Origin of the sequence: Winogradskyella endarachnes, assembly GCF_009741275.1 — a bacterium.
Taxonomy (GTDB): domain Bacteria; phylum Bacteroidota; class Bacteroidia; order Flavobacteriales; family Flavobacteriaceae; genus Winogradskyella; species Winogradskyella endarachnes.
In genome coordinates, this window is the sequence record NZ_WOWS01000001.1 from 523,931 (window position 1) to 548,787 (window position 24,857).

Genomic DNA, 24,857 nt, shown 5'->3' on the forward strand with positions numbered 1-24,857 from the left:
GTTTTTACCTATTAATGCTTATTTTTACATTCCTAAAAAAATTGAAAACAATGAAAAAAATAGTATTACTTTGTTCAATTATTACCATAGTTGCATGCAAAGGAGAACCGAAAGATTATGTTACACTTTCTGGAAAAATTAATAACCCAGATGAAAGTAAAACACTTAAAATTTACCGAGGAAGAGAATACGAAAAAATTATAACATTAAATGATGATGGCACATTTGAAGATACTTTAAAAGTTGTGGCAGGTGATTTTAATTTTCAACATGGAAAAGAAATTGGGCCTATATACTTAAAAAACGACAATGTAACTTCTTTTGAAACCGATTATAATTCTTTTGTAGACTCTATGGAATTTGCAGGAGATGCATCTGATATTAATAATTTTTCTTTAAAATCTTATTTATTATCCAAAGAACATTTTACACAAAATTTAATTGCTAATGGCTCTAGAGCTGAATTTGAAGAAGCTACAAAACAGTACAAATTAGGTTATGAAAAATTAAAAAAAACGTATCCTGAAGTTGATTCTCTTCATATAAAAATGATGGATAGGAATATTGATAGAACGTTACAACAAGTTACAAGATTTATGACAGGAAAACTAGCTGCTCGTGAAGCCTTACCAAAAGGTGGCCCTTCTCCTGATTTTATAAATTATGAAAATAATGCTGGAGGAAATACATCACTTTCAGATTTTAAAGGTAAATATGTCTACATTGATATTTGGGCAACATGGTGTGGACCTTGCATTAAAGAAATCCCTTCGCTAAAAAAAGTTGAAGAGCAATTTCATGATAAAAACATTGAATTTGTTAGTATTTCTGTAGATAACGGACGTGGTTATAAAAGCGATGCTGCAGCAGCCTATAAAGGTTGGAAAAAAATGATTGTAGATAAAGACCTAGGTGGTGTTCAACTATTAGCAGATAAAGCTTTTTCTTCAGATTTCATGAAAAGTTATCAGGTAACTTCTATACCTAGATTTATTCTTATTGATCCTAATGGAAATATAGTAAGTGCTGATGCGCCTAGACCATCTAATCCTGCTTTAACAAAATTATTGAATGAGTTATTATAATTAATACTCTATGCACAATAAAAAAAGCCTGTCTAGTTAATTATAGACAGGCTTTTCTGTTGTACATTTTTTATTGTTGTTTTGGTTCTGCTTGTTGTTCAGCTTCTTTTGATTGTTCTGGTTGTTTAAACAAATCAATATATGCTTTACCTACACCATCAATTATATGGCTTGCTATTAAACTTTGATAACCATAATCTTCTAGCACAATATCTGCAGATTTTCCATGTAAGTAAACTGCAAAAATGGTTGCTGACAAATGCTCGTAGCCTTGAGCTATGAGACCAGAAATAATTCCTGTTAAAACATCTCCTGAACCTGCTGTTGCCATTCCTGGGTTTCCTGTTGTATTTATATAAAGTTTATCTTGATAAACAGTAATAGAATTAGCACCTTTTATTAACACTATAACATTGTATTTCTTTGAAAACTCTTTTACCTTATTAAGTTTTTCAAAATCATTAGACCATTTGCCAATCAAACGTTCTAACTCTTTTGGATGTGGTGTTAATACAGTTTGTTCTGGTAACAATTTTAGCAAAGCCTTCTTTTTAGATAATAAATTAATAGCATCAGCATCAATAACCAAAGGTGTTTTATTGGTTTTTAAAAAGGCTTCAAAAGTTTTAGCTGTTCTAGCAGAAGTTCCTAGTCCTACTCCTACTCCAGTTACTGTTGGCTCAATGGTAAAATCAATATTAGAAATGTGTGTTTCATCATTATCTGTAACAACCATAACTTCTGGTATTGCAGATTGTAAACTTTGATAACCACATTTTGGAGTATAAGCTGTTACTAGTCCAGCACCAGAACTTAAAGCTGCTTTACTCGCTAAATTAACGGCTCCTATTTTCCCATAACTTCCTCCTAATATTAATACATGTCCAAAATCTCCTTTATGAGAAAATTTTTGTCTCGGTTTATAAAGTGGTAAAACTTCATGTTTTGAAATAAGTTCTACTTCTGTATCGGTATTTATTAAATAATCGCGATCAATACCAATGTCTAAGGCTTCCCACTGTACAGTAAATTTTGCTGTTTCAGGTAAAAAGAATACCAATTTAGGCGTCTGAAAACTCAATGTATAATTAGCATTAACTACATTTTTTTCATCTTCAACAACCTTATCTGTGTATAAACCGGAAGGCACATCAATAGATAATGTAAATGCTTTAGATACTCTGAATTGTTCAAACAATGCTTTTACCCAATCATTGGGTGGACGGTTTAATCCAATACCAAAAACAGCATCTACTATGATATCTTCTTCCTTTATTATTATTTCAGAAAAATCATTTTTACAGCTCAACATTTTTGGCCATTCCTTTGATACGTTTTTTATACGATCATAATTAATTAGAAAATCCTTAGAACGTTTATCACTGCAATTAACTATATAAGTAACAACATTATAGCCATGTGTAACTAAGTGCCTTGCTAACACTAAACCATCACCTCCATTATTACCTATTCCGCAGAACACATGGATTGGTACTTGAGCACCTTGCATACGCGTATGAATCCAGTTGAAAATCTGAATTCCGGCACGTTCCATTAAATCTGTTGATGTTATTTTTTGACGCTCAGTAGTTAATTTATCGCCTTCATAAATCTGTTCTTTCGAAAATAATTTCATCTGTACTTGTTATAATTTAAATGTGATTACATGTAACATTACTAATAAACTTCATTTTGAGAATTTATTTCAACATAGCAATTGTTTCATGTGAATAGTTTAAAACTTTTCACAAAACGCTAGGAATAATTCAATTTAATTGCAAAGACTAGCGCTTTTTTAAAAATTCCCTAAAAAGGAAAAATTAGTTTTTTTATTACTGTAAAAATAATACTTTTGACATGTAATGACGAAAAAAATAAACATATCAGAAAATACAATCTCACATACATTCGGTATGTCTATTTCTATGTTTTTTATTTCAACTATTATTACCCTTTGGGGTAATTTCTAATATGCACTTCGTCCCTTTTTGTCTATACAGACATTTTATTCTCTTAAATTTTAAAAAATATGAAAGTCCTTAAATTTGGTGGAACATCAGTAGGTTCAGCCGAAAACATAAATAAAGTTATAACTATATTAGATCAACAATCTAAAAATACAAATATTGCCGTTGTAGTCTCTGCGGTTGGCGGTATTACAGATAAATTATTAGAAGCTGCAAATTTAGCTTGTAATAAAAACGAAGCTTACAAACAAAAATACGATGTAATCTGGTCTATACATAATAAAGTTATTGAAGGGTTATTTGAAAACTCAGCAAATGATAATGAAATAAAAAAACAACGAGATAGTTTAAGCGACATCATTTCAGAAAAATTAAACGACCTTAAAAGTCTTCTTAACGGTATTTACCTTATTAATGAATTATCACCAAAAACAAAAGATAAATTATTAAGTTTTGGTGAAGCTTTATCGTCTACTATAATTTATCATACTTTAAAATCTAGAAGTTTAGATGCTGCACTAAAAAACTCACAAGAGGTTATTGTTACAGATTCTAACTTTAATAATGCTATTGTAAATTTTGAAGTTACCAATTCTAATATCCAAAATTTCTTTAGTACTAATTCTAATTCAATTGTTTTATTTCCTGGTTTTGTTTCAAAATCTACACATGGCGAAATTACAACATTAGGTCGTGGTGGATCAGACTATACAGCTGCAATTATTGCCGCTGCAATGGATGCAAACGAATTACAAATCTGGACAGATGTTAGTGGTATGTACACCACAAACCCTAAGCTGGTAAAACAAGCTTCTCCTATTATTGAATTATCATATCAAGAAGCTGTAGAACTATCGCATTTTGGTGCAAAAGTTCTTTACCCTCCTACTGTGATGCCTGTGCTTAAAAAACAAATACCTATTGTTATTAAAAATACAATGGAACCCGAAGCAATTGGGACAACTATAACAAAAAACACCGTTAATACAGATAATTCGCCAGTAAAAGGTATAAGTAATATTGAAAACATTGCATTATTAACCTTACAAGGTAATGGTATGGTTGGTGTTCCTGGTTTTAGTAAACGTCTTTTTGAAACACTTGCTCAAGAGAAAATTAATATCATATTAATAACACAATCGTCCTCAGAACATTCTATATGTTTTGGTATTTCTGCAAACGATGCACAACGCGCTAAAGAAGTTATTGATACGGTTTTTGAATACGAAATTGCCTTACAAAAAATAGACCCAATTGTTGTTGAAACAGATTTATCTATCATTGCGGTAATTGGCGATAAAATGAAAAGCCACCAAGGTATTAGCGGAAAAATGTTTAGTACACTTGGTAAAAACAACGTTAATATTAGAGCGATTGCACAAGGTGCATCTGAGCGAAATATTTCTGCTATTATCCATAAAAACGATGTAAAAAAAGCTTTAAATAGTTTACACGAGCAGTTTTTTGAAATAAAAACGAAACAAATTAATCTGTTTATTACAGGTGTTGGTAATGTTGGCGAACGACTTATTGAACAAATAAAGCAACAAAAAGCATACGTTAAAGAAAACTTTAAAATCAACCTAAGAATTACTGGATTATCAAATTCTAGAAAAATGGTTGTAAATGATGAAGGTATTGATCTTAAAAACTGGAAAGAACAATTAGAAGCTGGAGAAACAGCAAGTTTAGAAGGATTCTTTCAGCATGCAAAATCTTTAAATTTAAGAAACTCTGTTTTTGTAGATATCACTGCAAACGAAGCGGTGTCTAAAATTTATGGCGAATATCTAAAACAAAGTATTTCTGTTGTAGCGTGTAACAAAATTGCATGTTCTGGTAATATTGAATATTACAATGAGTTAAAAACATTATCTCGTAAATACAACGCCTCATTCTTATTTGAAACCAATGTTGGTGCAGGTTTACCGGTTATAGACACATTGAGTCATTTAATAACTTCTGGCGATAAAATCAATACCATACAAGCTGTTTTATCTGGCAGCTTAAACTTTATATTCAATAACTTTAATGCTGAAACTACATTTTATGATGTGGTAAAACAAGCACAAGAAGAAGGTTACACAGAACCTGACCCAAGAATTGATTTGAGTGGAATTGATGTTGCAAGAAAAGTTTTAATTTTGGCTAGAGAAAGTGGACACGCTATTGAGCTTGCCGATTTAGAAAGCGATAATTTTTTAACAGATGCGGCAATGAATGCCTCTTCTGTTGATGATTTTTTTGAAACCTTAAAAACAGACGAAGCTTATTACCAAGGTTTATTTAAATCCGCTGAAGATAAAAATTGTCAACTAAAATTTGTAGCCGAATTTAATGACGGAAAAGCCAAAGTAGGCTTAAAAGAAATTCCTGAAGGTCATCCTTTTTTCAACTTAAAAGGAAAAGATAATATTGTAATGTTTTACACACAGCGTTACCCAGAACAACCTATGATTATTAAAGGTGCTGGTGCTGGTGCAGATGTTACAGCTTCTGGATTGTTTGCAGATATTATAAGAATTGCTAATAATTAAGCATGAAAAACGAAATCAAAATATTTTCGCCTGCTACAGTCGCTAACGTCGCTTGCGGATTTGATGTCCTTGGTTTTTGTTTAGACACCATTGGAGACGAAATGGTGATTAGAAAAACAGAAGAAAATGGGATTAAAATCACAAAAATTGAAGGTTACGACCTTCCTTTTGAAGCCGAGAAGAATGTTGCTGGTGTTTCGGCACTAGCCATGTACAATGCGTTACAGCCAGATTGTGGATTCGAAATTGAAATTTATAAAAAGATAAAACCAGGAAGTGGTATTGGTAGTAGTTCTGCAAGTGCTGCAGGTAGTGTTTTTGGTATGAACGAATTATTAGGAAAGCCATTAAACAATACCGAACTCACTAATTTTGCCATGAAAGGCGAAGCTTTAGCTAGCAAATGCGAACATGCAGATAATTTAGCGCCTGCAATTTTTGGAGGTTTCACACTTGTTAAAAGTGCATGTCCGTTAAAGGTTTTAGAATTACCAACACCTCCAGATTTATTTGCAACTTTAATTCATCCACAGATTGAAGTTAAAACATCAGAATCTAGGGCAATTCTTCCAAAAGAAATTCCTTTAGAAAATGCCATAACACAATGGGCAAATGTTGGAAGTTTGGTTCATGGTTTACACACTTCAGATTACAATTTAATAAAAGAATCTTTAACTGATGTGGTTATAGAACCTTACAGAAAACAATTGATTCCGCATTTTGATGACGTAAAATCGGCTGTATTAGAAGCAGGAGCTTTAGGTTGTGCAATTTCTGGTTCTGGCCCTTCAATTTTCGCATTGAGTAAAAGTGAAGCTACTGCCAAAGCTGTTCAGTTATCTATGCAGAATGCATACTCAAAATCTAACATACAATTTGAAACTTACGTTTCTAAAATTAATACCCAAGGTATAAAAACATTATAATGAACTATTACTCTCTAAATAAAAAAGCAGCCAATACAACTTTTGCAGATGCTGTAGTCCGTGGACTTGCGCCAGATAAAGGTTTATATTTTCCTGAATCAATAACACCTTTAGACCCTTCATTTTTTGAAACTATTGAAGATAAATCGAATACAGAAATCGCATTTGAAGCCATTAAACAATTTATACTTCCAGAAATTCCAGAAGATGTACTAAAAACAATTGTAGAAGAAACTTTAAACTTCGATTTTCCTGTTGTTGAGATTAATGAGCATATTTCTACACTAGAATTATTTCATGGACCAACCATGGCTTTTAAAGATGTTGGCGCTCGTTTTATGGCAAGATGTTTAGGTTATTTCAACAAAACAAACACTAATGATGTTACCGTTTTAGTGGCAACTTCTGGAGATACAGGAGGCGCTGTAGCTAATGGTTTTCTAGGTGTAAACGGTGTAAATGTTGTTATACTTTATCCTAGTGGAAAAGTAAGCGACATACAAGAAAAACAACTAACCACTCTAGGGCAAAATATTACAGCACTAGAAGTAGATGGTGTTTTTGATGATTGCCAAGACATGGTAAAACGTGCCTTTATGGATAAGGAGTTAACGAGTAAAATGCAATTAACATCGGCAAATTCAATAAATATTGCGCGTTGGCTACCACAGTTGTTTTACTTTATGTTTACGTATAAGCAATTAAAATCTAAACATAAAGATATCGCCTTTTCTGTACCAAGCGGAAACTTTGGAAATATTTGCGCTGGTATGGTTGCACAAAAATTAGGTTTACCTGTTAAACACTTTATTGCATCTAACAATGCAAATGATACGGTTGTGAACTATATGATATCTCAAACCTACAACCCAAAACCATCCGTACAAACCATTAGTAATGCTATGGATGTTGGTAATCCTAGTAATTTTATTAGAATTCAAGAATTACATAACAATGATTTTGATACGTTAAAATCTAACTTGTCATCGTATAGTTTTTCTGATGAGGAAACTAAAGCAGCACTACTAGAAATCTATAAAGAACACAATTATATTGCTGATCCGCATGGTGCAGTTGGTTATTTAGGTGCAAAAAAGTATTTAGAAAATAATGATGCTCATGTGGTATTTTTAGAAACAGCACATCCAACAAAATTCTTAGATGTTGTTGAAGACGTTATTGAGAAAACCGTGCCTTTACCTTCTCAAATTAAAGCTGTTATGGATAAAGAAAAAGTTTCAATTAAAGCGAGTTCTTATGAAGATTTAAAAGCCTTTTTGTTGAAGTAAACGGCAACAACCCATAGTTTACCATGAATATTTTTAAAACCATAGATAAAGTGTTAGCTGGATTTGGAAACATCAAAGCTATGGAGCGCAATCATGTTGATACTTTTACAGAAGATTTAATACAGAATATTAAAGGTACAAAACTTGCTGAATCTAAACTTGGTCAATTATTTGGGTCTTTTCAAAATCTAGCTGGTTATGAATTTTTAAATGTTTCAATTTTAAGTACAACCAATATTAAAACCCTTAAAGGTTGTGAGTTAGTCTTTGAAACTGATAAACGGAGTATTCTAATTCCTTCAGATACTAAAGAAATTGAATCTGATTTTTCTAATGTTTCAAATATATGGTTAACTAAAGTTAGTTTCATATTAAATGAATCAGAGAAAAATATGATTGTTAATGGTAGTTTTAAAAGTGTAACTCTTAACTTTAAAAAAAGGTCTTTAAAAATGTTTAAGGTTTAAACCATATGCCAAAAACACTTTACACCATTTACGTGATAGAACTTTCTAAACGTGTATTTACTGAAAATGCGAAGTTTAGAAAAGCAAATCCACAGTTTAATGGTGTTTTAGAATGTTTGTATGTTGGCATGACGAGTAAAACGCCTAAGGAAAGATTTCTTCAGCATAAAACAGGGCATAGAAATAAGAAAGGTTACAAAATCTCGTCAAACATTGTTGAAAAATATGGTACGTATTTACGTCCGAGTTTATATAATCATATAGATCCTTTTTTTACAAGAGCAGAAGCTTTAAAGGCTGAAGAACAAATAACAATAGAATTAAGACGTGAAGGTTATGCTGTTTGGTCTAACTAAACAGCCATAAACTTTTTTAAGGTTTCCTCATATATTTTCTCGTACATAGGTACAATATTATGCAAATCGAATTTTTGAGATTGTATTTTTGCATTCGCTTTAAATTTATTCAAAGTATCTACATCAGATAGTAATTTTACAGCATTTGCAGACATATCTTTTACAGCACCAACATCACTTAAATAACCCGAAAATCCATCTTCATTTACTTCGGGTAACCCACCAGTATTAGTAGAAATAACAGGAACACCACTTGCCATGGCTTCAAGCGCTACTAATCCAAAACTTTCTGTATTAGATGGCAATAAAAACAAATCCGTAAAGCATAAAATACGATCTATTTCATTACTATTTCCTAAGAAAATTACACTATCTGAAATTCCTAATTCTTCCACTAATATTTCAGCACCTTCTTTTTCAGGGCCTTCACCAACCAACATTAATTTTGCAGGAATTTCTTTTTGAATATTATAAAATATTTTAATGACGTCTGGTATACGCTTAACTTCTCTAAAATTACTAATATGTGTAATTATGCGCTCATTATCATCTGCCATCATAGCTCGTTGACAATCTGTAAATTTAGGTTCGTGCTTTTCTAAATCTATAAAATTTGGAACGACATGAATATCTTTTTTAATATCAAATAATCGTAGTGTATCTTTTTTTAAACTTTCTGAAACAGACGTAACCGCATCAGACTTATTAATACTAAACGTTACTGCTGGTTTATAAAATGGATGGCTACCTACTAAAGTAATATCTGTACCATGTAAAGTGGTTACAATAGGCACTATAATACCTTCATCTTCTAACATTTGTTGCGCCATATACGCAGCATAAGCATGAGGAATGGCATAATGCACATGGAATAATTCTATACCATGCAATTTTACCATATCTACTAATTTACTAGATAATGCTAACTCGTATGGCTGATAATGAAATAATGGATATTCTGGTACATGCACTTCATGAAAATGAACATTACTACTCAACAATTCTAGTCTTACGGGCTGACTATAGGTGATAAAATGAATTTCGTGACCACGTTTAGAAAGCTCTAAGCCTAATTCTGTCGCAACGACTCCACTACCTCCAAATGTTGGGTAACATACTATTCCTATTTTCATATATAATTAATTCTTGAAATTAAAGTGCGTTTATAGTCGTAAATTATTTACAATGCTTTCACATTCCAATTTTTAGTTAAAGTTATAGGATTTAATTCTGCCATCTTAGGTTTTAATAACTTTTTAACGTTCAACTTTATAACTTACTCAATAATTGCCTCATAAATAAGACGTTGAATTTCGGTTCTAATATTTTCTCGTAGCAACAAATTTTTACCTGCTTGCGGATAAGTTCTATTAGCTAAAAAGATATAGACAATTTCTTCTTCTGGATCCGCCCAAGCATATGTACCTGTAAAACCTGAATGCCCAAAACTAGTCATAGATATACAACCACAAGTTGGACCAGAGTCACCTAACTGAGGTTTATCAAAACCAATGCCTCTTCTATTATCGCTATCACAATAATAACAATGATTAAATTTATCTATAGTTTCACTTTTTAGATAGCGTTTACCTCCATAAAATCCTTTTTGCAAATACATTTGCATAATTTTAGCGACATCATTGGCATTGCTAAAAACACCAGCATGTCCTCCTACTCCATTTTGCATTGCTGCACCCATATCATGGACATAACCATGTACTTTTTTATAGCGATAATAATTATCAATCTCTGTTGGAACAATATTTCTTAAGCTGAATTTTTTTCGAGGATTATAAGTTGTATAATTTGCGCCTAAGGATTTATAAAAACGGTCTTGTGCTATTTCGTTTAATGGTTTATCATAGAAACCTTCAAGATAGTTTTTAAGAATATAATATGGTAAATCACTATAACGGTAACGTAAGCTAGACAGTAATTCTGTTTCTCTAATGATTTTCTGAATAGAATCTTGATAATCATTACGCATAAAAAGCGTATTAGTTACCTCTACTTCAAACCCTTCTGTACGTTTTTTTCTATAATATTTGGGGTCTGGTTGTTTTGTTACAGAATCTAATGTTGCATAATAAAAAGGCACCCAAGGTTTTAATCTCGCATAATGAGAAAGCATTTTTTTTAAGGTGATATTCTTCTTATTCGTGGTTTTAAATTCTGGCATTAACTGACCTAAAGTATTATCTAATGAAATAGAACCTCTTTCTTCTAATTCCATTAACACTGGTAATGTTGCTAATATCTTTGTTAACGATGCAACATCGTAAATATCATCAAAATCTACCTTATTCTGCTTAGCGTAAGTATGATAACCAAAATTTTTATTATAGATTACTTTACCTTTTCTGGCCACTAATAATTGAATTCCTGGTGTCATTTTTTCGTTAATAGCGTGGTTGGCCACAGAATCTATTTTGCTTAATAATTTAGAATCCATACCTACACGCTCTGGCAATCCGTAACTTAAACTCATTATAGAGTTATATGTTTCTCCTGTACCTAATGGAAAAAACTCACCTGCACTTACAGGTAATTTTCCTTTAGCAGCAATAGCTCCAAATAAAAGTTGTGCCGATTTTTGTTGCGCAATCTCACTATTTTGATAGCTCATTACAATAGCTTCAATATTTTCTACAGACAATAAATCGTTTAAAGCATATGGTCTTGCAAAAACATCTAATACAACCGTATTGGTTCTAGAAATTTCATATAGCCAAGCCAATTCTTTTTGAGAGAATTTAAAACTTTTCCAAGGATTGGCATTAGACTTATGGTAACCGATTACAACGGTATTGTAATTTTGAAGCTTTGTAAGTAAACCGTCTAGCTTATCTGCTCTTATTTCATGTATTTTTGTATATTTTCTTAACTCATCTAAAAATGCTGAACCATCGTCATTACCAAGCGAAACATACGCTATTTTCTTTGTTTCTAAATCTCTAAACGGTAATAAAGCATCAGTATTTTTGACAACAGAAATAGCATTTTCCATGAGTTCTCCGTAGAGTGCATCATCTTTAAGTCTGTTTAAATCTTTTTCTAAATTATAAATTCCAATAGGTGAATAATTATGTAAACCTACTTTATATTTGGCCATTAATATTTTCTTTACTGAATGCGACAAACGCTCTTCAGTAATTGTCCCACTTGTATAAGCCTCTACAAATTTAGCTATTCCTTTTGCTGGATTTTCAGACATTAACATAACATCATTACCGGCTAAAAATGCCATTAAATCTATTTCGCCACCTGTCACTAAACTCTTTTTATTAGTACCATCTACACCTTTAGCTACATAATCTGCAGCACCTTTCATTGTTAATGCATCTGTAAAAATTAGACCATTAAACCCTAATTGTTCTTTTAATATATCAGTTACTATATGTTTAGATAATGAAGACGGAAAGTCTCTTCGCTTCTCTAAACTAGGCACATTTAAATGCGCAACCATAACACTTGCTAAACCTTGCTTAATTAACTTTTTGTAAGGATATAGCTCAATAGAATCAATTCGTTTTGCACTAAAATTGATGGTAGGTAACTTTAAATGCGAATCATCTTCAGTATCACCATGACCAGGAAAATGCTTTGCGTTGGCCAACGTGCCAGCACTTTGCATACCTTTCATAAATGCTAAACCTTTATCGGTAACATTATCTCGATCTTCACCAAAAGAACGGTTACCAATAATTGGGTTATTTGGATTTGTATTAATATCTACCGCAGGAGCAAAATTAAAATGAACTCCAAGGCGTTTACAATGCTCACCAATATATCTGCCTGTTTGTTCTACTAAATTGTTATCTGTTATAGCACCAAGAGTCATATTCCAAGGAAAGGCATACGTAGAATCTAAACGCATACTTAAACCCCATTCTGCATCCATACCAATTAACAATGGTATTTTAGAAGCCGCCTGTAATTCATTATTCAATTTTGCTTGACGAATTGGTCCTCCATTTGAATAAATTAATCCGCCAATATGATGTTTTTTAATTAAGCTAGCAATAGCGTTTTCATGTGTTTTTCCTTTATTTGAAAATACCTGAACCATGAATAACTGGCCTATTTTTTCATCTAAAGACATAGAATTATAAAGACTATCCACCCATTTTTGTTGTTGAATAGAATCTTTAGTTTGAAGTGGATTTTTAGAATAATCTTGTGCAAAATTAAACTGAAAACAACTACATATAAGGAAAAGTAAAATGTAACGCATTGACAATCTTTTATCGTTTTATTTAAAATAACGAATATTGTGCCAAATTAGCATATTTTAAAGGAAGAATGAAGACTTTAAGATACTTTTATAAACGATAAAATAAACAATTTAGTGCGGTTTAAGATAGTAAATCTATATGCCTATCATGGTAACCTAGCAAATAAAGCACACCATCTAATCCTATACTAGAAATAGAACTCTGCGCATTGTCTTTTACTTTAGGTTTGGCATGAAATGCAATGCCTAAACCTGCAAGATTTAGCATCTGTAAATCGTTAGCACCATCTCCAACAGCAATGGTTTGGCTAATATCAATACCCATTTCATCAGCTAACTGCTGTAAATATTCAGCTTTCTTATTACCATCTACAATATCACCAAGATATCCACCTGTTAAGGCGCCATCTTTAATTTCTAATTGGTTTGCAAAGACATAATCTATATCTAATTTTTTTTGCAAATAATGTCCAAAATATGTAAAACCACCAGATAAAATAGCGGTTTTAAAACCGTAATTATGTAATGTATCAATTAGTCGTCTTGCCCCTTTTGTTATTGGTAAGCGTTCTGCTACTTCTTGCAAAACAGATTCACTCAAACCTTTTAAAAGTTTCATTCTTCTTTTAAAACTTTCATTAAAATCTATTTCGCCTTGCATTGCAGATTCTGTAATTGCTTTTACTTCTTCTCCTACACCAGCTAATTCTGCGAGTTCATCAATAACTTCAGTTTGAATTAAAGTTGAGTCCATATCAAAACAAACTAAACGTCTATTTCTTCTAAAAATATTATCTTCTTGAAACGCAATATCGACATCTAGATCATTTGAAATATCCATGATTTTCTGTGTAAAATCAGGTTTATCTTCAATTTTTCCTCTAATAGACAACTGAATAGATGCTCTTGGATAGTCAACTTTTTCAACTAATGATAATCGTCCAGTTAATCGTTTTATAGAATCTATATTTAAATTTCTACTAGAAATAACTTTAGTTACCTCAGAGATTTGCTCAGCGGTTAATTTTTCTCCTAAAATGGTTACAATGTATCGGTCTTTGCCTTGAAGACTTACCCAATCTTCATAATCTTGAAGTGAAATTGGTGAAAATTTGGCCGTAATCCCTAATTCATAAGCTTTAAAAAGCAAATCCTTTAGAACTGCAGCTGATTTTTTACCCGACTTAATTTCAAACATTATACCTAATGATAAGGTATCGTGAATATTTGCTTGTCCTATATCTAAAACCTTGGCATCATATTCAGCTAAAACACTTGTTAAGCTAGAGGTTAATCCTGGTTTATCTTGTCCTGAAATGTTTAGTAAAAAAATATCTGTTGCCACAATGTAAGTTTCGTTGTTGTTAATTGTCGTAAAAGTGACTAATCTATTTTATATATAAAAAGGTTTAATGTAAAATCTTATTTAAGAAATCGATTATGCCAACTTTCGCTTGCAGGTACTTCCCAGTTTTCATTAAACTCCGCAATATTTGTAACTAAATTATTAAATACAATTGTCTTTTTAGACACTGCTTTTTGTTGTGCCATTTTCTTAAAATCACTCAATGGCTTATACGCAATAAATTCGCCTTGCTTATAAGACACATTCATTTTATCCATTAAATCTACATTGTATTGTTGCTCTAATTGTTGTATAAAACTCACTGAACTATCTATAGAACAACCTGTTGCACTATTTAGACTCTGATCCATAGCTATTACTATAAATCTTTTATAAACAAGTTTATAACCCGCTTTTAAATCTTTTCCGTGTGCTGTCCAAGCCTCAATAAATGTATCTAATTGCGATTTAATTTGATCAATTTCTTCTTCAGAAAACGAACGATTTGCTTGATAAATCCAAACTCTAGATTCTTCTGGTAATGTGTTAAAATCTACTAACATAAAATTTTAAATTGGAGATTTTAGGCGTTTGCAATAAGTTCTGCAATATCCATTACTGTAATTTCGGTTTCCTTTTCTTTAAACTTAACGCCATCCGTCATCATGGTATTACAATATGGGCAACCGGTTGCTATAATTTCTGGTTGTGTTTCAATAGCATCTTCGGTTCTAAGAACATTAATTTCCTTGTTTCCTGGTTCTGCATCTTTAAACATTTGTGCACCTCCTGCTCCACAACATAACGCCGTACCTTTGTGGCGTTTCATTTCTATTAAAGTTGCATTTGTTTTTTTAAGTACATCTCTTGGTGCATCATATACACTATTTGCTCTACCTAAATAACATGGATCATGAAAAGTGACACGTTTTCCTTTATAAGTGTTTCCGTCTAATGTTAAGCGCCCTGTACTTATTAATTCTTGGATATATTGGGTATGATGAATAACATCATAATTACCGCCAAGCCCAGGATATTCGTTTTTTAAACAATTAAATGAATGAGGATCACAGGTTACTATTCGTTTTACTTCGTAAGCGTTTAAAACTTCAATATTCATAACGGCTTGCATCTGAAATAAAAACTCATTACCTGCACGTTTTGCAACATCTCCTGTATTACTTTCTTCAGTTCCTAAAACGGCAAAATCAACATTCGCTTTATTTAAAATCTTAACAAAAGCTTTTGTGATTTTCTTTGCTCTATCATCATAACTACCAGCTGAACCAACCCAAAATAAAATTTCTGGTTGCTTACCTTCTGTCATCATTTCTGCCATAGTTGGCACTTTTAGTTGCTCACTCATTCTATCAGGTTTATTTAATTGTGTAACTGTTTCTTTGTTAAATTGTTATTGGTTTCTTTAATTGTTAAGCTAGAAACATTTAAACCCTTCAACTTTTCAACAGGTCTTAGTTTTCGTCTTTCCAATTTAAACGGTCCATTTGGTTATAAGGCCATGGCGCTCCATTATTTTCTATATTAGTCATCATATTATTTAATTCCATTGGTGCGGCACTTTGCTCCATCACTAAATAACGACGCATTTCCATAATTATAGATAATGGGTTAATGCTTACAGGACATTCTTCTACACATGCATTGCAGGTTGTACATGCCCAAAGTTCTTCATTTGTAATATAATCGCCTAACAATTGCTTACCATCATCTACAAACTTACCTTTATTAAGGTCTATGTTTTTACCAACTTCTTCTAGACGATCTCTTGTATCCATCATAATTTTGCGTGGTGATAACTTTTTACCTGTAAGATTTGCAGGACATGAAGAGGTACAACGTCCACACTCAGTACACGTATATGCATTAAGTAACTGCACTTGCGTTAAGTCCATAACATCGCTAGCACCAAACTTAGCTGGCACTTCATCATCTGCTGTTTCTGGAGGTGCGGCATAAGGATCTGCATCTGGATCCATCATTAATTTTACTTCGGCAGTAACCGCATCGAGATTATTAAATTTACCTTTTGGCTCTACGCTACCGTAATACACATTAGGAAATGCTAATAAAATATGTAAATGTTTAGAGAAATATAAATAATTTAAAAATACAAGAATACCAGCTATATGTAACCACCAAGCTATTCTTTCTATAGTATGAAGTGTTTCTATTTCAAAACCACTAAACCAAGGTGCTATAAATTGTGAGATTACATTACCTGAATTGGCCGTTTGAAAAACGGTATCTGTTGCATTCATTACTAAGAACAAACACATCAATACAACTTCAAAATAAAGTATAATATTGCCATCACTCTTAGGCCAGCCTTTCATTTCTGAACTTAAGAAACGTTTAATTTTGATTACATTTCTTCTAATCCAAAATACAGCAACAGAAACCAGCACCAAAACGGCTAAAATCTCAAAAGCACCTATTAAGAATCCGTATAAAGTTGCAGGTAAATATTCTTGACCTATTCTATGAGTTCCAAAAAGTCCATCGATTATTATTTCTAAGACTTCCATGTTAATAATCACAAAACCTACATAGACTACAACATGTAGAATACCAGAAACTGGCCTTTTGACCATTTTACTTTGGCCTAATGCAATATTAACAACGTTTTTCCAACGTTCGGATTTTTGGTCACTAGCATCAACTTTTTGACCTAATTTAATGTTTCGGATTAGTTTTTTTACATTATTTGCAAAATAACCAATGCCTGCAATTAATAAAATTACAAAAATAATATTTGGTATGTATTCCATAGAGTTGGATAATCTAATTGTTGTTTAATTCAGCTTCTGTAGGTTCCTGATAAGGAATTTCTTTTTTAGATAAAATACGTCTGTAACGCGCAGGATGTAGTTTAATATCTAAAAGTAATAATTCTAATTCTTTCGTTGCATTTTCTAAATTGTCGTAGAGATTGTCGTCCTTTAGAAACTTGCCCAATGAGCCATCACCTGCTTGTAGGCCTGTGGCTAATTGGTTGAATTTAAGTATTAGTTCATCTAAGTTTTTTACTGTATTGGCTAATTCTGCCTTATTTAGATCTTTCATTAAGATAGCCAACTCCTTAGTAGTGGTATCAAAATTATCTAAAATAGACCCTAATTTTTCATCATGCTGATTCAATAAGCTATTTGCTTTTAAACCTATTCTATTATATGTTCTTAAGGTTGAGTTTAACTCTGCAATAGTTTGCTTCAGGCCTTTTTCTGATTCGTCGTCCACCAATGCATTCAAATTTGTTAATAAGGAATCTGATGAACGTAAGGTAGATCCTAAATCTTCACTGATACCAGAAAAATTCTTTTCTAAAGATGAAATCATTCCTGGTTTTATTTCAGATTTTATAAAATCACCATCTTTAGCAAAATTACCATCATTAGCATCTATGATGGCCAAGCCATTGCCTCCCATTAATCCATCTTGATACAACCTGACAACACTATTTTTTGAAAATTTTAAATCTGGCGTAACCTTAAAAGCAACTTTTGTTTTACCTGAATCAAAATCGTAGTAAATATTCTTTATTTTTCCTATTTTATTACCTTTTACCGTTACTGGTGAAGCCATTGACAATGAATTGTAATCGAATTCTGTATAGTAGGTATTTGTGGTTGTAAATAATTCTTCACCTTTTAAATACGTGAATAAATAGATACAAAATGCTATACCAGCAAGGACTAATACAGCAGTTTTAACTTCTCTTGAAATTTTCAATGGGCTATTGTTTGGTTTGTAACAAAATTAGTAATAAATATATTAATAATATTCTTAATCTGTTGCAGATTTTAATGCCTCGGTCATACTAATTCTTTTACCGTCCTTAAAAGCTACTATAAAAGCGCCTGAATATTCTTGCTTGGCCTCTTCTAACTGTGATTGAATTTTATTAAAGTCTGAAGTATTTCCACTGTAATATTTATATATGTTCTCTAATTTTTCTTTAGTTATCTCACTTAGACCTTTAAAATTATACGATTTTGCTTCAATATCTCTAGAACTAGATGCTATTTGTATTTTAAAAATAACGCCTTCTATTATTTGTGGATTGATTTCCTCATTTTCTGCCGTAGGCAATTCATCTTCTTTAATAGAAAGGTGGTTTCCTACATTTAAATCTAATTCCTTTTTATAATCTATAATGGCATCCTTAATGGCCGTTGCTATTTTAGTTTGGCCATCTTTAGAATTTAAAAAAGCACCTTCCGTCTTATTAGTAATAAAACCTGTTTCCACTAAAACACTTGGCATATATGTATTGTGTAAAACCCATAAACTTAATTGCTTAATACCTCTACTCTTTCTTTTAAGTTTTCCCGAAAAGTTGTCTTCAATTTTACGGGCTAAAACTATACTTTGTTCTACATAAATCTCTTGCACAATACCTAGAGCTATAGCAGTTTCTGGAGAACTAGGATCAAAACCTTCATAATTTTCTTCGTGATTATCTTCTAAGAATATAACTTCGTTCTCCGCTTTGGCTACAGCCATATTTCTTTCATCATTTTTAGCACCTAACACATAAGTTTCGGTTCCAAAAGCTTGAGAACTATGAGCATTACAGTGTACAGATACAAACAAATCTGCATCTGCTTTATTAGCTATTGCAGAACGTTCATACAACTCTAAAAACACATCTGTTTTTCGTGTATAAATAACTTTCACATCTGCATACTTTTCTAATTGCTTACCTAATTCTAAAACAACTTTTAAAGCTATGTCTTTTTCTTTATAACCATTTTTTGTAGGTCGACCTGGATCTTTACCTCCATGCCCAGCATCCAAAACAACAACAAACTTATCATCTTGTGCATATAAATTATTGTAAGATGTTAAAGAAGTTATAAATAAAAGAAGTAGAAATACTATTAATTGTTTTTGCATCGTTTGCATATTTTAGTAACGATTTTTTGTCTCAATTTATTTGATAATTTTAATAAATACAGTCTATTTTTCAACTTTATGAATTTAATAAATTAATCACAAAAAAATAACTGTACTTTTGGCGTTTCAAAAACCGAGCCATACTTTTACAAAAATACATTTAAAAGCATTGCGTACAAATAGAATAAACATACTTTTTTTATTGAGTTTTACAGTGTTTATAAACACTGCAAGCTTGGCTCAAGAACTTCCTAAACCTAGTGTTTCAATTCCTGCTGAGAAAGAAAAAGACACAGCTTCAATTGCTACAGATTCTATATTAAAACCACCTATTAATACTAAAGAAATTGATTCTTCTAAAAAAGATACTATTAAGAAGAAGGAGCTTTTAACTGGTATTGTGAAATATAAAGCTACAGATTATGTTTCCATGAATCAAAGGAAACAAAAAATCTATATGTATAATGAAGCTGTCGTTACCTATGAAGACATGGAAATTACAGCAGGAATTATTGAAATAGACTATAGTAAAAACCTAGTATATGCAGGAAGAATTAAAGATTCTACTGGCTATTCTCAAAGGCCTGTTTTTACTCAAGGAGAAAATGTTATAGAACCAGATTCTATTGTCTTTAATACAGAAACAAAAAAGGCCTTAGTATTTAATTCTAGAACAGAACAACAAGGTTTTAAAGTTTACTCTCCTATTACAAAAAAGGAAAATGACTCTGTTTATTTTATGAAAAACGGACGTTTTACTACTGCCGAAAGTGAAGAGGATCCAGAATACCAATTTGTAGCCTCTAAAATGAAATTGGTACCTAATAAAAAGGTAATTGTTGGACCAACTTATATGGAAATTTATGGTGTACCCACACCAATTGCATTACCATTTGCATTTTTTCCGATGACCAAAAAACAAACCTCTGGAATAATTTTTCCATCTTTTGGTGAAGATTCTGGTAATGATAGAGGTTATTTTCTTCAAAATGGAGGTTATTATTTTGCAATTAGCGATTATTTAGACTTGGCTGTTCTTGGTGATTATTACACTAACGGTAGTTATGGATTGAGAATTGAAAACAACTATGCTGTTCGTTATAAATATAGAGGAAATGTAAGCTTTAGGTATGAAAACTTATTAAATAGTGAACGTGGTTTCTCTGATTTTAGTCAAAGTACTATTTTTAATTTAAGATGGTCGCATTCTCAAGATTCTAAAGCAAATCCGTCTTCTACATTTTCTGCATCGGTTAACTTAGGTAGTAGTACTTATTTTCAAGAATCTATAAATCAGCTTAACCAATCTAGTTTTTTAAATAATACGTTAGCATCTTCAGTGTCTTACTCAAAAACCTTTGATGTAGAACCGCAAGTTAATGTAAGTTTAACGGCTACACATAGTCAAAACACTAATACAGGAGATATAGATTTAACGTTACCTACATTGCAAGCTTCAATGGGAAGAGTTTATCCGTTTGCGCCTAAATCTGGTACTAAAGAAGGTATAATTGAAAACATTAATTTTCAAGTTACAACTAGAGGTGAATACAACATAAGCACTAACGATTCTATTTTTGGTAAAAGTGAAATGTTTGATGATGCCGAAATTGGTATGAAACATACCATTCCATTAACAACAAACTTTAAAGTGTTTGATTATTTTAGTGTTAGTGCAAATGCTAATTTAGAAGAAAACTGGACATTAAAAACAGTTAGCAAATACTATGATCAAACAGAAGAAGAAGTTGTCTCTATTGACCAATATGGATTTGACCGTTTTTTAACCTATAATTTTGGAGCAAGTGTAGGTACTACTATATACGGAATGTATAATTTTGAAAAAGAAGGAAAAGACCCAAAAATACAAGCTATAAGACATGTAATGAGACCTTCTTTAAGTTACTCCATTACACCTGCATTTGATAATTATTATGAAACTTACGAAGTTATTGATGCAGACGGAACAACCTCTGATGTAGCATATACACGTTTTGAAAATTCATTGTATGGCAGCCCAAGCAATAATTTTTCTAGCAGTATTGGTTTATCCGTTACTAACAACTTAGAAGCTAAAGTAAGAGCTAAAGATTCTACACAAACAGAACCAGAGAAAAAATTTATTTTAAATAGTTTCAACTTTTCTACAGCATATGATTTAGCAGCAGATTCATTAAATATTAGTCCGGTAAGAGTCACAGGAGGAACACAAATCTTAGACAATAAGATGAGTATTAATTTTGGTATGACACTAAATCCGTATGCTCTAGACAGTAACAATAACGTTATTAATACATTTAACATAAATAATGGAGGTAGTTTATTTAGATTAACTTCTGCTAACATGACTATGAGTTACACCTTATCTAACGACAGCTTTACAGGAGATGAAACAGCACAAAGTGATGCCTCCTCTAAAGAATCTGCGAGGTCTGGAGGCCGAACAGATGATTTATTTGGCCGCTCAGAAGATTATGCTAACAAACGCTTAAGTGATGACGATAAAAGCAAAGGCGATAAAGAAGAAACAAACGATTTCTACAATTACAAAATGCCTTGGAGCTTAAGACTGGCTTATTCCGCAAATTATAGCAATACAACGCGGCAAAATGAAATCACCTCACATTCTTTAATGTTTTCTGGTGATGTAGATTTATCTCCTAGATGGAGTGTTGGTGCATCTTCTGGTTATGATTTTTTAAATCAAGGTTTCACCTACACACAACTGCGTTTTGAGCGCGATTTATTAAGTTGGCGAATGAACTTTAGCTGGATTCCTTTTAGTGATAATAGTTCTTGGAACTTCTTTATTGGTATCTCGTCTAGTATGTTAAGCGATTTAAAATACGACAAACAACGTCAGGCAGATAAAACTTTAGGAAACTAGTCTAAAGTTACACCCTTCATATTATAGCAAATATTACAAGTGTTTTCTTATCAAAAATTCTTAAATTTGATGTAAGATAAAAACACAAATATTTTACCGTTTTTATCCTAATTATAATTAAAACGATTTAATTCTTTTTTAAGATGAAAAAAATAATTAATACACCAAATGCTCCTGCTCCAATAGGACCATACAATCAAGCGGTTTTAACAGGAAATACATTATATACTTCAGGACAAATTGCGTTGCATCCAGAGACTATGGAGTTAGTAAATGAGGATATTAAAACGGAAACTAAGCAAGTAATGGAAAACATGAAAGCCGTTTTAGCTGCGGCAGATATGACTTTTGACAACGTTATAAAGTCGTCCATATTTATTAGTGACATGAATACGTTTAAACAAATAAACGAAGTTTATGGTAGTTATTTTGATGAAGCTACTGCTCCAGCAAGAGAAACTGTAGAAGTTGCCAATTTACCTAAATTTGTAAATGTTGAAATTAGCATGATCGCCGTGAAGTAATAACTCTATTTATTACTTTAAATAATTATTTGTTTCATTTTGGATATAAACAATTGTTAATAAAACAATCTTACTTAGTTACAATTGTGAGCCGTGTAATTTTTAAAGAATTGTATTTTTGGTTATAACCAAAAACATTTCCAAAATGCGTATAGAACACGATATTAAACTGGGCTTTAAAGATGTAATGATAAGACCTAAACGTTCTACTCTAAAAAGCAGATCGCAAGTAACTTTAGAACGCAACTTTACGTTTTTAAATAGCACAGCAACTTGGAAAGGTATACCTATTATGGCTGCCAATATGGACACAGTTGGTACGTTTGAAATGGCTCTAGAATTATCTAAACAAAAGCTATTTACAGCCATTCATAAGCATTACTCTGTAGATGAATGGAATTTATTTTTATCAAAATCTCCAAAAGGTCTCGAAGATTACATTGCCATAAGCACTGGCACAGGACAAGAAGATTCTAACAAACTCAAAGCTGTTTTTAAAAACAATCCTCAGCTAAAATTTATATGTATTGATGTTGCTAATGGATACTCTGAACATTTTGTAGAATTTGTACAACAAACAAGAAAGCAATATCCTGATAAAATTATTATTGCTGGTAACGTGGTTACTGGCGAAATGGTAGAACAACTTCTACTCTCTGGTGCAGATATCGTAAAAGTTGGTATTGGCCCTGGAAGTGTGTGCACAACACGTGTTAAAACTGGTGTTGGTTACCCACAATTATCTGCAATTATAGAGTGTGCGGATGCTGCTCATGGTTTAGGTGGGCAAATTATTAGTGATGGTGGTTGCACAACGCCTGGTGATGTAGCTAAAGCTTTTGGTGCAGGCGCAGATTTTGTTATGCTAGGTGGCATGTTTTCTGGTCATACAGAAAGTGGTGGCGAACTTATTACAAGAAACGGGCAAAAGTTTAAACAGTTTTACGGTATGAGTTCTTCTACTGCAATGGATAAATATGTTGGTGGCGTAGCAGAATATAGAGCTAGTGAAGGTAAAACTGTAGAAGTTCCGTATAAAGGTGACGTAAAAAACACGCTTCAAGATATTTTAGGAGGTCTGCGAAGTACATGTACTTATGTTGGAGCAGAACGCTTAAAGGAATTAACCAAAAGAACCACATTTATTCGTGTAGCAGAACAAGAAAACCAAGTTTATAATTCTTAGATACTGATTTAATTGTTTATTTGTAGATGGTTTCAAACCACTTCAAAACACCAACATATCTTCTGCAGGTATTTTTACGCTCTCTTTAAATACGCTATAGAGAAATTCCTAATGTGATTTTTTCCATTTCAGAAGTCGTTCATCGTACTTTGCCATATCTAATGCAGCATAATTTTTTGTATCATATTAAATGGAATAGTATCTACTTTGGTAATTTTTATGATAGCTTTTAATATTTTTGCTCCACATATGCCAAAACTAAAAAAACAAGAATTAAAAGACTTTTTAGAAGAAAAAGTTGTGCTCTACAATAACCCAAAGTTTATAGAGAGCGACCCAATACAGATTCCTCATCAATTCTCTAAAAAAGAAGATATTGAAATCTCTGCATTTTTAACAGCTACCATTGCTTGGGGAAATAGAAAAAGCATTATAAAAAATGCTAACAGAATGATGGCGATGTTAGAACAATCCCCTTTTCAATTTATTACACAACACCAAGAATCTGATTTAGAAAAACTAATACCTTTTGTACATAGAACATTTAATGGCAATGATTTTATACAATTTGTACAAAGTCTACAACATATTTATAAAAATCATCAAGGTATAGAAGCCGTTTTTGCCAAGCATGCTGAGACAGATTCGCTTCAACATAGTATACATCAATTCAAAAAAATATTTTTTGAAATTTCACATTTAGATCGCACTAAAAAACATGTTAGTGACCCTCTTAAAAATTCTGCTGCTAAACGGATAAATATGTTTTTACGATGGATGGTGAGACATGATAAAAAAGGGGTTGATTTTGGTATTTGGAATTCTCTTTCTCCCTCTCAACTGAGTTGTCCTTTAGATGTGCATTCTGGTAACGTAGCCAGAAAGCTAGGCTTATTAAAACGAAAACAAAATGATGGAAAAGCCTTAGCTGAGTTAGACCATGCCTTAAGACAACTAGATGGTGATGATCCAGTGAAATATGATTTTGCTTTATTTGGTTTAGGTGTTTTTGAAGGGTTTTAAAAAGTACGCTTAAAAGCAACTTTACTTGCAAAAACTAATAAAACACTGTTAAAAAAATTAGGGTTATCCTTATTTAAAATCCTTAAACGTTATCTTTAATTTAAACACAAAATC

19 protein-coding genes are annotated in these 24,857 nt (G+C 31.9%); 10 read left to right on the plus strand and 9 right to left on the minus strand.

Annotation, left to right across the window (positions count from 1 at the left end; genetic code table 11):
* Positions 1-50 precede the first annotated feature (50 nt).
* On the plus strand, positions 51-1,085 hold the full coding sequence (locus tag GN138_RS02385) for a TlpA family protein disulfide reductase (protein WP_157361748.1): 1,035 nt from the start codon (positions 51-53) through the stop codon (positions 1,083-1,085).
* Positions 1,086-1,155: 70 nt separating this feature from the next.
* Here the strand turns inward: GN138_RS02385 and GN138_RS02390 are convergent, their stop codons facing one another.
* Positions 1,156-2,721 (minus strand): NAD(P)H-hydrate dehydratase, encoded by a 1,566-nt coding sequence (locus GN138_RS02390; RefSeq protein WP_157361750.1) that lies wholly within the window; start codon positions 2,719-2,721, stop codon positions 1,156-1,158.
* Between the two features lie 393 nt (positions 2,722-3,114).
* On the opposite strand from GN138_RS02390, the gene thrA reads away from it, so the two are divergent.
* The 5 genes from thrA to GN138_RS02415 are packed head-to-tail and all read left to right on the plus strand — an operon-like array spanning position 3,115 to position 8,627.
* The gene (gene thrA, locus GN138_RS02395) at positions 3,115-5,589 is read left to right on the plus strand and encodes a bifunctional aspartate kinase/homoserine dehydrogenase I (RefSeq protein WP_157361752.1); all 2,475 of its coding nucleotides are present in this window, start codon (positions 3,115-3,117) and stop codon (positions 5,587-5,589) included.
* A 2-nt stretch (positions 5,590-5,591) separates the two neighbouring features.
* The gene (locus tag GN138_RS02400) at positions 5,592-6,515 is read left to right on the plus strand and encodes a homoserine kinase (RefSeq protein WP_157361754.1); all 924 of its coding nucleotides are present in this window, start codon (positions 5,592-5,594) and stop codon (positions 6,513-6,515) included.
* Complete coding sequence (thrC, locus tag GN138_RS02405) at positions 6,515-7,804, plus strand: threonine synthase (RefSeq protein WP_157361756.1); 1,290 nt, start codon at positions 6,515-6,517, stop codon at positions 7,802-7,804. Before GN138_RS02400 ends, thrC begins: the two co-directional genes overlap by 1 nt.
* A 23-nt stretch (positions 7,805-7,827) precedes the next feature.
* Positions 7,828-8,271 carry a hypothetical protein gene (locus GN138_RS02410; protein ID WP_157361758.1) on the plus strand — a complete coding sequence of 148 codons (444 nt, stop codon included), beginning with the start codon at positions 7,828-7,830 and terminating at the stop codon, positions 8,269-8,271.
* Between the two features lie 5 nt (positions 8,272-8,276).
* Positions 8,277-8,627, plus strand: a complete 351-nt coding sequence (locus GN138_RS02415; RefSeq protein WP_157361760.1) for a ribose-5-phosphate isomerase — start codon at positions 8,277-8,279, stop codon at positions 8,625-8,627.
* Here GN138_RS02415 and bshA read toward each other — a convergent pair.
* The 8 genes from bshA to GN138_RS02455 all read right to left on the minus strand — a co-directional run bounded on the left by bshA (position 8,624) and on the right by GN138_RS02455 (position 19,132).
* The gene (bshA, locus tag GN138_RS02420; protein WP_157361762.1) at positions 8,624-9,760 is read right to left on the minus strand and encodes an N-acetyl-alpha-D-glucosaminyl L-malate synthase BshA; all 1,137 of its coding nucleotides are present in this window, start codon (positions 9,758-9,760) and stop codon (positions 8,624-8,626) included. The two genes, GN138_RS02415 and bshA, sit on opposite strands and share 4 nt — an antisense overlap.
* A gap of 143 nt (positions 9,761-9,903) precedes the next feature.
* Entirely contained in the window at positions 9,904-12,861 is a 2,958-nt protein-coding gene (locus tag GN138_RS02425; RefSeq protein ID WP_157361764.1) for a glycoside hydrolase family 3 N-terminal domain-containing protein, read from the minus strand.
* A gap of 121 nt (positions 12,862-12,982) precedes the next feature.
* A complete protein-coding gene (gene serB, locus GN138_RS02430; RefSeq protein WP_317162696.1) occupies positions 12,983-14,206 on the minus strand; it encodes a phosphoserine phosphatase SerB in 1,224 nt (407 codons plus the stop codon).
* 77 nt (positions 14,207-14,283) lie between these two features.
* Positions 14,284-14,769: an ABC transporter ATPase gene (locus GN138_RS02435; RefSeq protein WP_157361766.1), complete on the minus strand. Its 486-nt coding sequence runs from the start codon at positions 14,767-14,769 to the stop codon at positions 14,284-14,286.
* A 20-nt stretch (positions 14,770-14,789) separates the two neighbouring features.
* Positions 14,790-15,572, minus strand: coding sequence for a (Fe-S)-binding protein (locus GN138_RS02440; protein ID WP_157361768.1), 783 nt, complete (start codon positions 15,570-15,572; stop codon positions 14,790-14,792).
* A gap of 106 nt (positions 15,573-15,678) precedes the next feature.
* Positions 15,679-16,995, minus strand: coding sequence for a (Fe-S)-binding protein (locus tag GN138_RS02445; protein ID WP_157361770.1), 1,317 nt, complete (start codon positions 16,993-16,995; stop codon positions 15,679-15,681).
* Positions 16,996-17,008: 13 nt separating this feature from the next.
* Positions 17,009-17,956 (minus strand): MlaD family protein, encoded by a 948-nt coding sequence (locus GN138_RS02450; protein ID WP_157361772.1) that lies wholly within the window; start codon positions 17,954-17,956, stop codon positions 17,009-17,011.
* A gap of 54 nt (positions 17,957-18,010) precedes the next feature.
* On the minus strand, positions 18,011-19,132 hold the full coding sequence (locus GN138_RS02455) for an N-acetylmuramoyl-L-alanine amidase family protein (protein ID WP_157361774.1): 1,122 nt from the start codon (positions 19,130-19,132) through the stop codon (positions 18,011-18,013).
* Between the two features lie 109 nt (positions 19,133-19,241).
* Between GN138_RS02455 and GN138_RS02460 the strand changes: the two genes are divergently transcribed.
* From GN138_RS02460 to GN138_RS02475, 4 genes are all read left to right on the plus strand, one after another.
* Entirely contained in the window at positions 19,242-22,010 is a 2,769-nt protein-coding gene (locus GN138_RS02460) for a putative LPS assembly protein LptD (protein WP_157361776.1), read from the plus strand.
* 143 nt (positions 22,011-22,153) lie between these two features.
* Complete coding sequence (locus GN138_RS02465; protein WP_157361778.1) at positions 22,154-22,534, plus strand: Rid family detoxifying hydrolase; 381 nt, start codon at positions 22,154-22,156, stop codon at positions 22,532-22,534.
* A gap of 145 nt (positions 22,535-22,679) precedes the next feature.
* Entirely contained in the window at positions 22,680-23,720 is a 1,041-nt protein-coding gene (guaC, locus tag GN138_RS02470) for a GMP reductase (protein ID WP_157361780.1), read from the plus strand.
* A gap of 249 nt (positions 23,721-23,969) precedes the next feature.
* Positions 23,970-24,743: a TIGR02757 family protein gene (locus tag GN138_RS02475; RefSeq protein WP_157361782.1), complete on the plus strand. Its 774-nt coding sequence runs from the start codon at positions 23,970-23,972 to the stop codon at positions 24,741-24,743.
* The last annotated feature ends 114 nt before the right edge of the window (positions 24,744-24,857 follow it).

Coding starts and splice junctions, on each gene's coding strand:
- thrA (WP_157361752.1), top strand. CDS start 3,115: ATGAAAGTCCTTAAATTTGGTGGAACATCAGTAGGTTCAGCCGAAAAC.
- GN138_RS02455 (WP_157361774.1), bottom strand. CDS start 19,132: ATGCAAACGATGCAAAAACAATTAATAGTATTTCTACTTCTTTTATTT.
- GN138_RS02475 (WP_157361782.1), top strand. CDS start 23,970: ATGCCAAAACTAAAAAAACAAGAATTAAAAGACTTTTTAGAAGAAAAA.
- GN138_RS02390 (WP_157361750.1), bottom strand. CDS start 2,721: ATGAAATTATTTTCGAAAGAACAGATTTATGAAGGCGATAAATTAACT.
- thrC (WP_157361756.1), top strand. CDS start 6,515: ATGAACTATTACTCTCTAAATAAAAAAGCAGCCAATACAACTTTTGCA.
- GN138_RS02415 (WP_157361760.1), top strand. CDS start 8,277: ATGCCAAAAACACTTTACACCATTTACGTGATAGAACTTTCTAAACGT.
- GN138_RS02385 (WP_157361748.1), top strand. CDS start 51: ATGAAAAAAATAGTATTACTTTGTTCAATTATTACCATAGTTGCATGC.
- GN138_RS02410 (WP_157361758.1), top strand. CDS start 7,828: ATGAATATTTTTAAAACCATAGATAAAGTGTTAGCTGGATTTGGAAAC.
- GN138_RS02440 (WP_157361768.1), bottom strand. CDS start 15,572: ATGAGTGAGCAACTAAAAGTGCCAACTATGGCAGAAATGATGACAGAA.
- GN138_RS02465 (WP_157361778.1), top strand. CDS start 22,154: ATGAAAAAAATAATTAATACACCAAATGCTCCTGCTCCAATAGGACCA.
- bshA (WP_157361762.1), bottom strand. CDS start 9,760: ATGAAAATAGGAATAGTATGTTACCCAACATTTGGAGGTAGTGGAGTC.
- GN138_RS02445 (WP_157361770.1), bottom strand. CDS start 16,995: ATGGAATACATACCAAATATTATTTTTGTAATTTTATTAATTGCAGGC.
- GN138_RS02425 (WP_157361764.1), bottom strand. CDS start 12,861: ATGCGTTACATTTTACTTTTCCTTATATGTAGTTGTTTTCAGTTTAAT.
- GN138_RS02400 (WP_157361754.1), top strand. CDS start 5,592: ATGAAAAACGAAATCAAAATATTTTCGCCTGCTACAGTCGCTAACGTC.
- GN138_RS02435 (WP_157361766.1), bottom strand. CDS start 14,769: ATGTTAGTAGATTTTAACACATTACCAGAAGAATCTAGAGTTTGGATT.
- guaC (WP_157361780.1), top strand. CDS start 22,680: ATGCGTATAGAACACGATATTAAACTGGGCTTTAAAGATGTAATGATA.